This is a genomic window from Pseudoalteromonas sp. CF6-2 (assembly GCF_021729425.1).
Classification (GTDB): Bacteria; Pseudomonadota; Gammaproteobacteria; order Enterobacterales; family Alteromonadaceae; genus Pseudoalteromonas; species Pseudoalteromonas arabiensis.
In genome coordinates, this window is the sequence record NZ_CP091442.1 from 340,491 (window position 1) to 355,719 (window position 15,229).

Below are 15,229 nucleotides of genomic sequence, written 5' to 3' on the forward strand. Positions count from 1 at the left end.
ATTTTTTAATGAAATTAAAAGCTTTATCAATTCTAGTTGCAGCATCAGCTGCAACTAGCGCATTCGCAGCTGACGAAACTAAAACGTGGGATGTAACCAGCGAACTGGGTGCAATTATCACTAGCGGTAATACTGAAACAACCACATTAAAAGGCGGTATTAAGGTATTACACAATCTTGAAAGCTGGAATAACGAATACAAACTTGACGGTCTTTATAAAGAAGATGAAGTTGAGAATGATGCGGGCGAAAAAGAAACGCAGCGTACTAATGAAAAGTACTCATTCTCTGCGCAAGGTAACTATAAATTAAACGAAAAGCACTCACACTTATTCATCTACGGCTCGCACGTATCTGATTATTTTGGTGCATATCGTAACGAAACAGTTATCTCCGCAGGTTACGGTTTACGTTTAATCGACCGTTCTGACATGTGGCTGAACGCTGAAATTGGTCCAGGTTATAAATACTTCCAATACCCTGATGACAGCACTGAAATGGATGACAACGGTAACTCACTTGCCGGTGAACGTGAAGGTGAAGTCATTGCGTTAGGTAAGGTTGATTACAACTGGCAAATTTCAGAAAGCGCACGTTTTACTCAGCTTGTATCTGTGGAATACGGTGATACAAATACCAAAACACGCTCTGAATCAGCTATTTTGGCGAAAATCAACGGCTCACTACAAATGAAAGTGGCGTATAACATCACCCACAACTCAGATGTAGCAGACGACAAAGAAAATACCGATACAGAAACATCATTAACGTTAGTTTATAGTTTCTAAGCGCTTTATTTTAAGATTGAATGGGTAAACTTGTTTACCCATTTTTTTTGCTTAAAAAATGATGTAGTATGCGGCGGTTAATCTTTATTTTCTTAGAAGGGAAACTTTGTGAAGTTTTTTAGGCTTGTAATCGCTCTTTTTATGTCGCTTTTATTTATAACAGAAGCGCACTCCGTCACTCCGACCAAGCAGCAAATTGAACAATTTAAAAAGCTACCTAAATCACAGCAAGAAGCTATAGCAAAGAAATATGGCTTGGATATAAGCATGCTGGATTCTACCAATAAGGATGGCGAGTCGCTTGACGATGAGAATAACAGCTCAGTGATGCCAAGAGATTTATTCGGTGAGAAAAAAGATAATAAAGAAGAACTCACGGATGAAGAAAAATTCAAACCTCAACCTGATGAGCTTAAGCCTTTTGGTTATGAGTTGTTTTCAGGTGAACCAACAACATTCGCGCCAACTGAGAGCGCACTGGTACCAGACACTTACATTGTTGGTGCTGGTGACACATTAACGGTTAACCTATTTGGTAAAGAAGCTTCAACTGAAGAGGCAACGATTGACCGTGAAGGGCGCTTAACGGTTGGTTCGCTTAAGCCTGTGACTGTTGCAGGTATGCAGTATGCTGATGTAGTTCAGTTAATTAAAGCAAAAGTTCAGCAAGAAATGATTGGTGCAGAAGCATTTGTATCAATGGGTAAAACACGTTCGATTCGAATCATGGTGTTAGGTGAATCTTATAAACCAGGCGCTTACACGGTTCCTTCACTTGCTTCGATTACCCACGCTCTTTTTGTTAGTGGTGGTATTTCAGAAATTGGTTCGTTACGTAATATACAACTAAAAAGAGCGGGCAAAACGGTCACTACACTTGACTTATATAACCTACTTATTAAAGGTGACAGTAGTAACGATGTAATCTTAAAACCTGGCGATGTGGTATTTATTCCGCCTGTAGGTATGCAAGTTACTGTTGATGGTGAAGTACGTCGCCCTGCTATTTTTGAATTGAAAGAAGGCGAGTCTAGTCAAGATCTTATTGCTATGGCAGGTGGTTTTAGTGCCGCTGCATTTCCTCAAAAGTCAGTGGTAGAACGTTATACAGGTCACAGCTCAAAAACTGTATTGCAATTAAACCTATTCGATAAAAACGCCTATACACCAAAAAACGGTGACACAGTAAAAGTGCCTTCATCAAGCCAAGAGCTAGATGATGCGGTGACTCTAATTGGTGCGGTTTCTCACCCAGGTAACTATTCATGGCATGAAGGTAAAACGGTTAGCCAGTTATTTAACTCGCTTAAATCTGATTTACTGCCAATTGCTGATTACGATTACTCACTCATTGTACGTGAAATCAATGTCCGTGGTGATATTGAAGTCCATCAGTTTTCTCTTTTAGATGCAGTAAATGGTAAGCAAGATTTAGAGCTTAAGCCGCGTGATATCGTTGTGGTATTTAGCCGTTTTCAATCAATTGAAAGTGAAGAAAATGCTTTAAACACAATGGCACTTACTAAAGAGCAGTTAAAGCAGCAAGAAAAAATCAGATTATGGGATGAATACGAAGAGCGTAAGTTCTATGAATTCATCGACTTAGGCTCGTCATTCGATAAAGAATTAGCACTTAGTGTCGCTGAAGAAGAAGAGGAAGAAGTTTTATCAATTACAGAAATGCTCACAAACAAAGATGAGTTAGAAGATGATGAGTATGCTGTATTTAGCCGTAAGAAATTACTAAAACCAATTTTAGCCAAGTTAAATCAACAAGCAACTAAAGACAGTGGCTTGCAGATTATTGGTGTGCGTGGTGAAGTATTTTACGAAGGCGTTTATCCGATGCCTGTTAATGCAGACGTACACGATGCGGTTGCAGCTGCTGGTGGCTTAAAAGAGTCCGCTTTTTTACAAAATGCTGAGGTAACGCGATACACAGAAAATTCAGACTTACAGCATATTAGTATTGATTTATCGACCTTAAATACAAAACAAGGGACAGAGCATTTTGCTTTAGAAAGTAAAGACACAATTAATGTTTACCCAATTCCTAATTGGCAGCAAGACAGAAAAATTAATATTCTTGGCGAAGTTAAATTCCCAGGTATCTACAGTATTGCAAAAGGTGAAAGCTTATCGAGCGTAATCAAACGTGCCGGCGGCTTTACTGATTTTTCTTTCCCTGAAGGGGCGGTATTTACCCGTGAAGCAATCAGACTACAACAACAGCAGCAATTAAATAAAATATCAGAAGACTTACGTCGTGATATTGCGTCTAAAAGTTTCAATAACTCAATTACTGATGCATCACTTTCTTATCAAGATATGGATAGCTTGATTAAAGACTTAGCTAAAGTGAAAGCGGTTGGCCGACTGGTTATCGATTTACCAGCCATTGCCAGTGGTAAACGCGATTTACAAGTTGAAGACAGCGATGTGTTGTATGTTCCTTCAAAACGTAACAGTGTTGATGTTGTGGGTGAAGTAAACTTCTCAGGTTCGCATTTATATCAAAATGAACTGAGCTTAGATGATTACCTAACACGCAGTGGTGGATTAAAACCGCGTGCTGATGAAGACCGTATCTATATTATTAAAGCCAGTGGTCTAGTCGAAGTACCAAACCGAGGTTCTTGGTTTGCGGTTAATAACGACTTTGAGCTATCACCTGGGGACACAATTGTGGTACCTCTTGATACCGATTACATTGATAACTTAACTCTTTGGAGTTCAGCAACACAAATTATGTATCAAATGGGTGTAGCAGTTGCAGCAATCAGCTCATTAGGTAACTAGACTATTTGATGAAAGCTTATGTAATCAAATTACTTAAACGTGCAATAGAGCAACTTCAAGTTGCTCTATTACCTTTATGCAGTAAATCACCAATACTGTCTGGGTTGTATTTTACTTTTTTCTCACGAGATTTTTTTTACGAGCACCAAGCAATACTTAAAGCTCGTCTTGCATATAACAATCAACAAGGCATGCATGGTAAATCAAGTGCCTTATTAAGACGCAATATACACCGCTTAGAAAAGGGGCTCATAATGCAGCCTAGGCGTAGTGTCTTTGCACTCGATTATTTAACAGAGACATTAGCGGCTTACCAACTTGCAGTAACCCAATCAAATGTGGAACAGTCAGAGTTGCAATGGGCAACGGATGTCCTCAGCGAGTACTTTTCTGTTGTAGATAAACAGCATTCAACTGTTGCAAAAAATTATGCTGTCTTTCAGCAGCTATCAACGGCACATAGCGGCTTGAAAAAGCCGTACGCTTACCAGCAAAAAGAGCCACACCAAGTTAGCTATGAGCAGTTTTTAGCGTTAACCAAGTTTCGTACCTCTGTACGTTGGTTTGAGCAAAAGCAAGTTGAGCTAGAAAAAGTTGAAAAAGCACTCGCTGCTGCACTGCAAGCGCCGAGTGCGTGTAATAGGCAGCCTTTCGAATTTTATTCTATTACAGAACAACCTTTGCTTAATAAACTGGCTAACTTACCAGGTGGGACGGCAGGGTTCGCAGACAATATTCCACATTTGATCGCCGTCGTTGGAGATTTATCGTATTATCCATTTTCGCGAGACCGGCATGTGATATATATAGATGGCTCGCTTGCATCCATGCAGTTTATGCTAGCACTTGAAACTTTAGGGTTGAGTAGTTGTCCTATCAACTGGCCTGAACTTATCACTTTAGATAAACGAGTCGCTAAGTTACTTGATTTACCGCAGTACAAGCGAGTTGTGATGTTCATTGCTGTAGGCTATCCCGCTAATTCAGGAATGATACCTTATTCAGATAAAAAGCAAGCGAAAGATATTTTAAAGCAGCTTTAATGCTTGAAAATTCGTTATATCGACAGCTATTTTCCTGCTTGATATACTCAAGCAAATTTAAATTTAAGGAGTTTTCATGAAAAAAAATAAAGGTTTCAGTTTAATGGAACTAATGATAGTGCTTATCATTCTTGGGCTATTAGGTTCTTTGGTTGCTCCTAAATTATTCTCAAAAGTAAGCTCATCGAAAATTAAAACTGCGGTTGCACAAATGCAGATGTTTGAAACAGCTATCGACACGTATCGTTTAGATATGGGCACCGTGCCACCAACATTACAAGCATTACGTAGAAGCGAATCGGCAAGTTGGGATGGTCCTTACCTACCAAAAGACATTCCGCTAGACCCGTGGGGCAAAGAATATATTTATAAAGTACCGGGTGAAAACGGTGCACCTTATACCATCATGAGTTATGGCCTAGATGGGCAACCGGGTGGTGAAGGTGAAAATGAGGATGTGATTCATAAATGATCGATCTTAGCCAATTACTTGCTGAGCAATTTAAAGTATCTGCCGCTGACATAGACAAAGCAAAGTCATATCAAAGTAGATACGATGGTAGGCTAGAGCAAATTTTAGTTAATATGGGCTGTTTAACTGAAGATGATTTAGCCCCTTTGTACAGTAAGTTATTAGGCTATCCGCTGTTTTCTGTCGATGACTATCCTAATTGGCAACTTCCTGAAGGGGTGGATGTAACACTACTTCAATCGCTCAAGGAACTAGATTGCGTATTACTTGAGGTGGGCGATGTATGGACTTTAGCCTGTAAGGACCCGCTTTCGTTATCGCTGGCACAGTTTATCCAGCAGCATGATGTCGATGTCAACATACTTGTTGCAACTGAGTCACAGCTACAAACCTTCTTTTACGAGATTCAAAGTACCTCAGAAAATAATATTGAGGATGATGAACTCACAGGTGATGAAGAGGCCAGATTAAGAGAGCTTGCTTCAGAAGCACCAACAGTAAACCTGTTAAACTCATTGATCACCAAAGCGCTGGCAAGAGGCGCGTCAGATATGCACCTTGAGCCGCATCAAGGGCGCTTTCGTGTGCGCTATCGAATAGACGGTGTGTTACATGAAGTAGATAAACTTGCGCCTAAAATGCAGTTACCTATCACAACGCGTCTAAAGATCTTATCAGGCATGGATATCGCAGAAAAGCGTCGTCCTCAAGATGGTAAAATAGAACTGCGTATCGCTAACCAAGAGCTTGATATACGTGTTTCTGCTTTACCGCTTAATGATGGTGAAAGTATTGTTTTACGTTTCTTATTAAAAGACTCAATTCGCTATGATATGTCGGTACTTGGTCTGTCTAATGATACACAAAATCTTATTCAGCAAGACCTACGTAAAACAACAGGGGTTATCTTACTTACGGGCCCCACAGGTTCAGGTAAAACAACAACCCTTTACACGTTCTTAAATGAACTTAACCGCCCTGATGTCAAAATTATTACGCTTGAAGACCCTGTGGAGTACCAACTAGAAGGCGTAAACCAAGTACAAGTTAATAACGATATAGGGTTTAACTTTGCTGCGGGTTTACGTTCAATAGTACGTCAAGATCCAGACATTATCATGGTCGGTGAAATACGTGATGCGGAAACCGCTCGTATCGCTTTGCAATCAGCATTAACAGGGCACTTAGTATTCAGTACCGTGCACACCAATGACGCAGCAAGTGCTTACACCCGTTTGCTCGATTTAGGTGTTGAAGAGTTTTTACTTAATGCGGCGCTGGTGTCTGTTGTTGCTCAGCGTTTGGCTAGACGCCTATGTCAGCACTGTGCGACACCTTTAGAAGATATAAGCGAATTACTTGCCCAGTATCCGCTAGAACAAGTTGCTAAAAATGCCGCAATCAGTGAATTAAACATCAAGCAAGCTGTTGGCTGCGAACATTGTAATCACACCGGCTTTAGAGGCCGAATTGCGATTAACGAATATTTGCGATGCGATGACGAAATCAAGCAACTGCCTAAAAATGATCAATTTATTTCTAAAGCACAAGCCCATAATGCGCAATTGAAGCGCCGTAACCTGATGCAAGATGGTTTGTATAAAGTGGTTACTGGCGTGACCACCATAGATGAAGTATTGCGGGTTGCAGGCTAATGGAATTTGAATATAAAGCCATTGATAACCAAGGGGCGCGGCATCAAGGTGTCGTCAATGCTGCCAGCCAAGCCGAGGCACAAAAAAAACTCCTCGCAGATGGTTTAAATGCATTATCTATTAAGCCTATAGCAAGTGCTTCAAGCATCAGTAGTTTATTTTCACAAAAAGTAAACTTGGATCAGCTCGAGTTTTTTACCAGTGAGTTGGCGCTTTTGCTCGAAAGTGGCATACGTGTTGACCGCGGTATCGATATCATTAAAAAAGCAAATGGTCACCCAGCATTAACACGGCTATTGAGTCAAATCTCGGCTTCTTTAAAAAAGGGCTCGTCACTGAGCGAAGCCTTTTCAGAACATGAGCATTTATTTGGACCTTTATATATTAGCTTACTGAAAATAGGTGAAACCTCGGGTAACTTACCAGAGGTGCTTAATCGCCTATCAAACGATTTGAAGTTCCAAAAAGACCTTCGCACACAAATTAGTACCGCGTTAACGTATCCAAGCGTTATCTTTTTTGTGTGTATTATGGCGGTTTACTTTGTGCTTACCTTTATTGTGCCAAAAATGTCGGGTATTTTTACCGACCTTAGCCAAGCGCCTTGGTACACACAAATGATCATCAATGTGAGTAACTTTTTTGTTGATTACCAAGTGATTATTATTGGCTCTGTGGTGGCTGCAATTATGGGGCTGTCATATGGCTTAAAGCGGCCAGAGGTTAAAAATTGGTTTTACATAAAAATCTCGCGCTTACCTGGCATTGGTAGCGTGATTTTAACAGCAGAACGTATTCGCTTTTCGCAATCTATGGCGATGATGCTAGAGGCTGGCCTACAACTAGACACCACCCTAGAGCTCACTGCAAATACCTTAAAACACCCAGAGCTGAAACGCGATGCAAAACTAGCGTTAAAACAATTAAAAACGGGTAAGCAACTGAGCCAAGTGTTAGAGAAAACACGTATTTTTCCTGACTTTTTCTTATCTATTATTAAAGTGGGTGAAGAGACAGGCCGACTACCTAGAGTGTTTTCTGAGGTTGCACAGCGTAGTAAAGCCGAACTTGAAAGTGTGATTAAAAAGCTGACAACTATGCTTGAGCCTATCATGCTTATTTTTATGGGGGGCTTTGTAGGTGGTATCGTCATAACAATGTTAATGAGTATGGTCTCTATTAATGATGTTCCATTCTAAAAAAGCCGCTGGCTTCTCTCTTATTGAGCTAATGGTTGTGATGGCAATCATGGCGATTGTTATGGGTTTGACCGGCGGGTTAGTCACCAAGGCGGTTGATCAACAAACACGCCAAGTTGAATTGCAAAAAGTGAGGCAACTATTTAAACGCCTCAGTTATCAAGCTTACTACTCTGGTTTTCCTATTAATGTTCGTATGCAAGGCAGTGAGATCACGGTTACAGTTAATCAGCAAGTATCTAGCATGCAATTTGAGCAATTAGTGTTTTCACCTAACGACTACCTAGTTGCGACTAACTCATTAGTGACCCCAAATAGCTATAAAATACTGCGCGCAGACACAATTCAAGAATACAAACTCGAGAGTATGTTTACCCCTTATGAAAACTAACCAAGGCTTCACCTTAATTGAAGTGCTCATAGCTGCGGTTATATTATTCTCATCGCTGGCAATAACAGCACAACTTTACAGTGCAAGCAGCTTATCTGCCGAAAAAGCAGCAAACACAGCTCAGTATTATCAAAGCGCTGAGCTTGTTATAACGAATATAAAGTCGCAGCTTAGAGAGCGTTATCAAACCACAAAACAAAAAGAGTACAGTGGCGTAACACAAGCTTTCGGTTTCGAATTTGAATGGCAAGCAACAACGCAAACAATGATAACCCCGCCAATGGAAGTTGATGAAGACTTCCCGCCTGATGCTCGTTTTCCTATCTTTCTAGTTGAAGTGGAAGCACCAAAGTCTGGGCGTTCTTTTCAATTTAGGGTGGTTGCATGGTAAAGCAAAAAGGCTTTTCACTCATTGAGCTTATGATAGCCACAGCGCTGTTGTCTATGGTAATGTTTACAGGTTACTTTGCATACAGCCTATATACAGACAAATGGCAAAAGCGAGCGGATCATTTTTGGCAGCTTAACCAAAGTGCACTCGGTACAGAGGCAATTATAAGAACATTAGAAGCGGCAAGTGTGTATATTGTTCGCGATCAAAAAGAGCAATTTTCAATATTATTTGCAGGCCAGCAAACTGAAATCACACTTGTCACCAACACAGGCTTATTTTCGAATGAAACTGCGCTTATTAATATTAAAGCAATTGACCAAGAAAACGGACTACAAAGCTTACTTTATAGTGAAATGCCTTTAAACAACACACTGTTGTTAAACTACCCGATAGAAGAAAACTGGCAGTACCAACATATCTTAGTAAACGACATTGCGAAGATAAATTTTCAGTTTTACGGCTGGGAAACCTTAGAAAATGCCGTTGCTGGTAACCTTGATAGTGCTGAGCTATCAATTGGAGAAACGCGTGTTAAAAGGCGTTGGTATACAGAACATAACCTCCCTAACAACAGGCTTTTACCTAATAAGTTAGCGCTGTTTTTTGAAAATGAACAACAGCAAGTTACTCATATACAAGTTGATTTGATTAACGTTTCGTACCTTGACCTCGTTAGACACTTAAGGCTGGACGTTTAATATGAAAGCTCAGACAGGTATTGCACTTATACAAGTCCTTATTATTTCCTTTATTTTGGCCTTATTAGGGATTTTTATTAATCAGTCGATACAACAACAAGTTAAAGTTACGCAGCAAATTCAAAACAAGTTTGCAATGCGTTTGGAGCTGGAAGAGGCCGAAACTCAGCTATTTTCAGCCTTATTAGCCCATAAAAAATACCCAGACACTAATAGTAATAACCAACTAGTTAAAAATTGGAACTTCTATGGTGAAGAGTTTAGATTAAGCGATTCAATATTTATAAGCTTAATGGACATGAAATCATTATTTAGTTTGAATATTTCAAGTCCTGATCTGATCAAAAATTTGTTAGTTCAACTCAATGTTGAAGAAAACACAGCACAAACCTTTGTAAGCTCATTGACTGACTGGAAAGACGAAAACGATGTAAGTCGTGTCAATGGTGCTGAGGCCAGCTTCTATAAGCAGCAAGGTAAACGTTATGTTCCCCGTAATGGTTATTTACAAAGCGTAAATGAAGCGGCTCTTATTCGAGGCGCTGAGCAAATACCGAAAGAATACTTTGCACGCTATTTCTCAACAGAAATGGTGACAGGTTTTAACCCAATTAACGCACCAGAGGCTATTTTAAAAGCGATAATAAAGGATGAATCGACAGCCAATAAAGTGTTGAAACGCAGAGCAGCAGGAACACTAAGCAGTTATGACTTTTATTTGCTAACAGGCATTGAAGAAGGTGAGTTTATAAATTTTGTCACTGGCAGCAAAATAAGAGTACAATTACGTGTTGTTTTAAATGGTGCGCAGTTGAGCAAGCAATATATTTTAGATGCTACTCCACGTTCTTACATAAAACCTATGGTGTTCTCTCAAGTTAGCTGGAATAAATCGTGAAATTAAATCAACTTACAAAATCAAGATTATTAAACACGCAGCTTAAAAATACTTTAGGCTATCTCGCTAATGGGGGAATAACCCCTATTTATGAGGACTGCACTCACTTTAAGCCGTTTTTTGTAGTGGTTGCTAGAAAGCACTACAGCATCACTCGTAAAAGTTATCCTGCGCTTAACATGACAGAGCTAAAGGCATTACTGAAAATAAATCAGCAACAATACAGTGATGCAAAACCGTTAGTTGAAATAAAGCCCAACAAAGAAATTGATGGTTTTGATGTAACAACTATCGTCTTTGATCAAGAGTGTGCAGCACTTGCTACAGGAAGCAAAGTGCTGATCCCTGAAACGGCTATTCTATCTAAGCAAAGCACGGCAGAAAAACAGCTTTTTGAGCTTAATACGCCACAAGGTGTATTGTTTTTTAGTCGTTCAGGAACAACTACTCATAGTGCCTACTGCAAGGGACTCATTCAAAATATAGCGGCATATAAACACAGTATTGGCCTTGCTGATGACATAGAGCCAACAATTATTAGTCAATCCGCTTATTTTCGCTTTTTGGCTGAGCAATTTAATGCATTAGCCATTGCTGATTTAGCCAAAATAAGTGTATTTAATTACCAGCATAAAATTAAAAGTACACAGCTACATGCCCTATACTGGGGGCCACTCATTAGTGTTACCTTGTACTTTGCTGTTATGGCTGGATGGCAGTGGTTAAGTATTAATGCCACGAAGCAAGCAATTGAAAATCAAGCTGACAATGCTAACCAGTTATTATCGCAAAAGCAGCAACTTGACGATTTGAACAATAAAGTTACCTTACTTGAAACACAGGTTAAACAAAATCCGGCCGTTTTTTCAGACTGGGATATAGTCCACAGCGCATTAAGTACAGGCATGTTAATAGACAAGTTTTCATCACGCCAAGGAGTGATCACATTAAGTGGTGAATCTAAAAGCGCGAATACGACAATCGCTGCAATTGCTAAGTTATCTCAGGTTGATAGTGCCATTTTTAAATCAGGTGTGCGCAAGTACAGAGGTTCTGAAAAGTTTGAAATTGAGATAACCTTGCATACAGAAGTACCTGCAGGAGCAAAAGCGAATGGCTGAACTTATAAAATATAAGCATTATTTAATTGTCACCGCTGCTTTAATTTTTGGTTTATATATTACCGAACCATTAATGCTAGCCTACGATGAGCTTAAACAAACGAATACGCTGAATCAAAAGCGTGAAACTAAATTAACAGCCTTACTTTCTGAGCAACAAGTACTCGCTGAGCAACTGGCGTTAGCCGAGCAAAATAAAACGAAATTACAAGCTCTTATGTTTAATAAACCCTCTGAGAGCGACTTTAAACTCACGGCTCAAACACTTTTGGAGTCAACTTTAGAGCCTGTTAATTGCTCAATAGAACGGGTTGCGTGGCGAGGCGAAACTCCAATAAGTGAAAACATTAGCCAGTGGCGACTCAATGTGCGCTTCAACGGTGATGCATTATGTGTTGTAAAGGCCACTAAAAAGCTAGAGTCATTAACGCCTTTAATACGCTTTGCAGAATATAATTTTACCAGCCGAGAGTGGAATGGAAGTACAACACAGTCATTAACGGGTGATATTGATCTTATTATGTGGAATAACCGTCAAGTGCTCCAACCACAAGAACAGGAGCCAGCAGCATGAATTGGATAATCGCAGCCATCTCTGTTATGAGTGTCATGTTTTTTGCTGTTCCTGAATTGCTTGACTCAAGCACAGAGCAATCCAGTAATAGTACTGATATCGCAGCATTAACTATTTCTGAGTCAGCATTAAAGCAAGATTCACCGTCGTTATTATTAACTCAATTGCAAAACGAAGCAAACAGTATAAAACGCCAGCAACTAGCCGAGCAAAAGCAAGCCGAGAGCAAAAATAAAAAAACAGCGGCTGAAAATGAACTCGTATTCGGCGATCAGGTTTTTCATTTATTAGGTATTTTTAACCAGCAGAACAATGTGTTTGTGATTATAAAAAATGACCAACAGCAGTTAGTAAAAGCAACAATAGGTGATACACTGGGCGGCAATGTAAAGTTAATTGCTGTAACAAATAACACCATTACCCTTGCAAACGAAACACAAACAAAAGAATTTAAACTTTTTCAACGGCAGTCTCATGAACAATCACCTTCATAAATCAAGCGCATTACTTTTTGCTATTTTATTTTTTAGCACTGGCTGTGCATCGCTTATTGAGCCTAGTAGCAATGTAAAAGCAAATAAAGTCGATGTTACAAATTCATACTTAAAAGATAATGACGACGGAATTAAAGACACAGCGCCTGTAAAAGTTGAACAACAAGACGAGAAAAAAACGACTTTTGAACGTGTCAATTCACTTGAAGATGGGCAGTCACTGACGTTAGAAGTTGACCTATCAAAGCAGTTTAATAACAGTAAACAGTTTCAGGTATCTGTTAATGCGTTACCGTTAAATGAGTTCATTCATTATTCGTTAGGTGAGCTGTTGCAAGTATCGTATTTAATTGAGCCATCAATTAAATCAAAAGCCACCCCTGTTACACTAGAACTGAAAGAAAAAGTAACCGCTCAGCGCTATTTTCAACTAGTACAAGAAATCTTTACGCAAAATAAAATTAGCATTACATTGAATGATGGGGTGTATTATATTTTTCCGGCTGACCCTAAAGGGAGTAAATCGGATGTTGCTTTTGGCTTTGGCCGCACCCCTGCATCGGTCCCTAATGTTGCAAGTGATATAGTGCAATTAGTGCCTACAAAATATGGTGTATCCACTGGGCTGCGTAGTGCCATTGCAGGTTTGGTTGACGCACAGGTGAGTATTGACCCTGCCCAAGGCATGGTGACAATTAAAGGTAAACGTGAGCAAGTGTTAAGGGCTATAAGCCTTATAAACTTAATGGATAGCGCTGCAATGAACAAAAAAGCGGTGGCGTTGATGAAGTTTAGCTATATAGACTCGCAAACATTTATTACCAAAGTAACCGAGCTATTAGCGCTTGAAGGGATTGATGCGCAAGCAAGCCGTTCAACCTCTGCCAGTGTTTATTTTATACCTATTGAGCATTTAGGGCAGGTTGTTGTGTTTGCAACCGCTGATGAAATAATTGACCGTGTTGAATATTGGCAAAAAGAGTTGGATAAGCCTGCAACAGGTGCAGAGCAAAGTTTTTATATTTATCACCCTAAATATGCAAGAGCCTCTGACCTAGGGCAAAGCCTTGCACCATTATTAGGTGGCAGCTTTAATAGTAAAAAAACACCCGAAAAGGCGGCAACTGATGCACCTACTCCAAGTAATGCATCAAGCCAAACACAAAATAACACAGTAAGCAGTATTGAAGGTGACGATATTCGCTTAGTGGTGGATGAGCGCGCTAATGCTCTTATTTTTTACTCGACAGGGCAATATTACCAAGAACTACAACCTATTATTCGCCAGCTTGATGTTATGCCTAAGCAAGTGATGATGGAAGTGGTGATTGCTGAGGTAAAACTCACCGGCAGTTTTTCTAAAGGTGTGCAATATGCTATTGAAAGCGGTGAGGCCACAGGTCGAAAAGAAAGCTTTAGCTTTAATACCGAAGGGGGAGGGGCATTTAATTACTCGATTGTTGGCTTACCTGGCAATATAAGCGTGAATTTATCGCAAACAGATGGCCTTGTAAATGTACTTTCGCGCCCAACGCTATTGGTACGCGATGGTGTCGCTGCTAATATTAGTGTGGGTGACGATATTCCAACTATAGGCAGCACCACCACAGACCCAATTAGTGGTGACCGCCAAACCACACAAGTGGAGTACCGTAAAACCGGTGTTGATTTAACGGTAACGCCAACCATTAATGCCCAAGGCACGGTGATTATGACTATTGAACAAAATATTTCGAATATATCACCAGATAGCAGCGGGGCAGGTGATAACCCGTCTATTTTTGAGCGCACCTTAAGTACAGAGGTCGTGGCTGGCAACGGCCAAACAGTGATGCTGGGCGGCTTAATTAGTGAGAATAAATCAAACGGTGCCTCATCAGTGCCATTTTTTGGTGACCTACCAGTGCTTGGTCACTTATTTAGAACAGACAGCAGTAGCTCAGATAAAACCGAGTTAGTAATATTAGTCACCCCTAAAATTGTACAAAACAGAGAAGACTGGCAACGGGTAAAAGACAGCTTTATTAAAGGCTTAGAAAACATTGCCTTTTAATTGTTGTAAATTGCTAAAGTACTGTGAGTAGAGTGGCGATATAAATACTAAGGTGCCTTTAGTGATGGTTACACTAAACGGCTTAGCTTTAGTGTTTAAGGTTAGTTTAAGCTTTTTATATTAAAAGGTGATTTGCGTTCATTGCCAAATGATTAAGTTTGGTTCTTTAGTTGTATAATTACTCTAATCGAACAAAAAAAGAGCTAAACGGCTGCGAAAGTGGCAAAATTGTATAAATAATCACTTGAAAAGATGTGCCTTAAAAGATAACTTTAGGTTGTTCAGTCAAAGTTAAGTTACGTAATAAAAAAGCGGTAATAAAACGACAACTGTGCGTACTAAACAACATTACATAAAACTGTAATGTAGGCTTGTTATAAGGTGTGTGTTTGCCTTAAATCAAAAAATGATTTAAAAACACATGCCAGTAACAATTTTATACTTGGGTTAGTTATTCGTTATATGCAATAATCGGTTGTAAATGACAGGTGAGTGTTAAGTAGGTTTGTTGTGAAAAGCGTTAAAAACTCTCTACAGCAAACAAAATTTTTTTTAAAGTAGTTTAAATTGTGAACAAAGTTGCAATTTAGCTGTAATTACTTGACATCTCTATAATAAGCCCTTAAATTTGCATTGATCTGGCAAACCTC

14 protein-coding genes are annotated in these 15,229 nt (G+C 39.6%); all 14 read left to right on the plus strand.

Features of this window, described 5'->3' with window-relative positions:
* Window positions 1–8 precede the first annotated feature (8 nt).
* Complete coding sequence (locus L3Q70_RS01655) at window positions 9–788, plus strand: DUF481 domain-containing protein (RefSeq protein ID WP_130151602.1); 780 nt, start codon at window positions 9–11, stop codon at window positions 786–788.
* A gap of 108 nt (window positions 789–896) precedes the next feature.
* Entirely contained in the window at window positions 897–3,587 is a 2,691-nt protein-coding gene (locus L3Q70_RS01660; RefSeq protein WP_346657787.1) for an SLBB domain-containing protein, read from the plus strand.
* A gap of 8 nt (window positions 3,588–3,595) precedes the next feature.
* Window positions 3,596–4,630 (plus strand): nitroreductase family protein, encoded by a 1,035-nt coding sequence (locus tag L3Q70_RS01665; protein WP_193988204.1) that lies wholly within the window; start codon window positions 3,596–3,598, stop codon window positions 4,628–4,630.
* A gap of 76 nt (window positions 4,631–4,706) precedes the next feature.
* Window positions 4,707–5,102 (plus strand): type II secretion system major pseudopilin GspG, encoded by a 396-nt coding sequence (gene gspG / locus L3Q70_RS01670; protein ID WP_130151605.1) that lies wholly within the window; start codon window positions 4,707–4,709, stop codon window positions 5,100–5,102.
* Window positions 5,099–6,757, plus strand: coding sequence for a GspE/PulE family protein (locus L3Q70_RS01675; RefSeq protein WP_237114744.1), 1,659 nt, complete (start codon window positions 5,099–5,101; stop codon window positions 6,755–6,757). The genes gspG and L3Q70_RS01675 overlap by 4 nt, the downstream gene beginning before the upstream one ends.
* A complete protein-coding gene (locus L3Q70_RS01680; protein WP_193988206.1) occupies window positions 6,757–7,956 on the plus strand; it encodes a type II secretion system F family protein in 1,200 nt (399 codons plus the stop codon). The genes L3Q70_RS01675 and L3Q70_RS01680 overlap by 1 nt, the downstream gene beginning before the upstream one ends.
* Window positions 7,940–8,347, plus strand: coding sequence for a type II secretion system protein (locus L3Q70_RS01685; RefSeq protein ID WP_237114745.1), 408 nt, complete (start codon window positions 7,940–7,942; stop codon window positions 8,345–8,347). The genes L3Q70_RS01680 and L3Q70_RS01685 overlap by 17 nt, the downstream gene beginning before the upstream one ends.
* Window positions 8,337–8,738 (plus strand): type II secretion system protein, encoded by a 402-nt coding sequence (locus tag L3Q70_RS01690; protein WP_193988208.1) that lies wholly within the window; start codon window positions 8,337–8,339, stop codon window positions 8,736–8,738. The genes L3Q70_RS01685 and L3Q70_RS01690 overlap by 11 nt, the downstream gene beginning before the upstream one ends.
* A complete protein-coding gene (locus tag L3Q70_RS01695) occupies window positions 8,732–9,439 on the plus strand; it encodes a prepilin-type N-terminal cleavage/methylation domain-containing protein (RefSeq protein ID WP_237114746.1) in 708 nt (235 codons plus the stop codon). The genes L3Q70_RS01690 and L3Q70_RS01695 overlap by 7 nt, the downstream gene beginning before the upstream one ends.
* 1 nt (window position 9,440) lies before the next feature.
* Window positions 9,441–10,337: a type II secretion system protein GspK gene (locus L3Q70_RS01700; RefSeq protein ID WP_193988209.1), complete on the plus strand. Its 897-nt coding sequence runs from the start codon at window positions 9,441–9,443 to the stop codon at window positions 10,335–10,337.
* The gene (locus L3Q70_RS01705; protein WP_237114747.1) at window positions 10,334–11,458 is read left to right on the plus strand and encodes a hypothetical protein; all 1,125 of its coding nucleotides are present in this window, start codon (window positions 10,334–10,336) and stop codon (window positions 11,456–11,458) included. The genes L3Q70_RS01700 and L3Q70_RS01705 overlap by 4 nt, the downstream gene beginning before the upstream one ends.
* Window positions 11,451–12,032 (plus strand): hypothetical protein, encoded by a 582-nt coding sequence (locus tag L3Q70_RS01710; RefSeq protein WP_193988211.1) that lies wholly within the window; start codon window positions 11,451–11,453, stop codon window positions 12,030–12,032. The genes L3Q70_RS01705 and L3Q70_RS01710 overlap by 8 nt, the downstream gene beginning before the upstream one ends.
* Window positions 12,029–12,526 carry a hypothetical protein gene (locus L3Q70_RS01715; RefSeq protein ID WP_193988212.1) on the plus strand — a complete coding sequence of 166 codons (498 nt, stop codon included), beginning with the start codon at window positions 12,029–12,031 and terminating at the stop codon, window positions 12,524–12,526. Before L3Q70_RS01710 ends, L3Q70_RS01715 begins: the two co-directional genes overlap by 4 nt.
* Window positions 12,507–14,579: a secretin N-terminal domain-containing protein gene (locus tag L3Q70_RS01720; protein WP_237114748.1), complete on the plus strand. Its 2,073-nt coding sequence runs from the start codon at window positions 12,507–12,509 to the stop codon at window positions 14,577–14,579. The genes L3Q70_RS01715 and L3Q70_RS01720 overlap by 20 nt, the downstream gene beginning before the upstream one ends.
* Window positions 14,580–15,229 lie beyond the last annotated feature (650 nt).

Bases quoted from the DNA above. Each gene is read 5' to 3' on its own strand.
- L3Q70_RS01715 (WP_193988212.1), top strand. From the start codon at position 12,029: ATGAATTGGATAATCGCAGCCATCTCTGTTATGAGTGTCATGTTTTTT.
- L3Q70_RS01695 (WP_237114746.1), top strand. From the start codon at position 8,732: ATGGTAAAGCAAAAAGGCTTTTCACTCATTGAGCTTATGATAGCCACA.
- L3Q70_RS01690 (WP_193988208.1), top strand. From the start codon at position 8,337: ATGAAAACTAACCAAGGCTTCACCTTAATTGAAGTGCTCATAGCTGCG.
- L3Q70_RS01680 (WP_193988206.1), top strand. From the start codon at position 6,757: ATGGAATTTGAATATAAAGCCATTGATAACCAAGGGGCGCGGCATCAA.
- L3Q70_RS01655 (WP_130151602.1), top strand. From the start codon at position 9: ATGAAATTAAAAGCTTTATCAATTCTAGTTGCAGCATCAGCTGCAACT.
- L3Q70_RS01710 (WP_193988211.1), top strand. From the start codon at position 11,451: ATGGCTGAACTTATAAAATATAAGCATTATTTAATTGTCACCGCTGCT.
- L3Q70_RS01685 (WP_237114745.1), top strand. From the start codon at position 7,940: ATGATGTTCCATTCTAAAAAAGCCGCTGGCTTCTCTCTTATTGAGCTA.
- L3Q70_RS01665 (WP_193988204.1), top strand. From the start codon at position 3,596: ATGAAAGCTTATGTAATCAAATTACTTAAACGTGCAATAGAGCAACTT.
- L3Q70_RS01675 (WP_237114744.1), top strand. From the start codon at position 5,099: ATGATCGATCTTAGCCAATTACTTGCTGAGCAATTTAAAGTATCTGCC.
- L3Q70_RS01700 (WP_193988209.1), top strand. From the start codon at position 9,441: ATGAAAGCTCAGACAGGTATTGCACTTATACAAGTCCTTATTATTTCC.
- gspG (WP_130151605.1), top strand. From the start codon at position 4,707: ATGAAAAAAAATAAAGGTTTCAGTTTAATGGAACTAATGATAGTGCTT.
- L3Q70_RS01720 (WP_237114748.1), top strand. From the start codon at position 12,507: ATGAACAATCACCTTCATAAATCAAGCGCATTACTTTTTGCTATTTTA.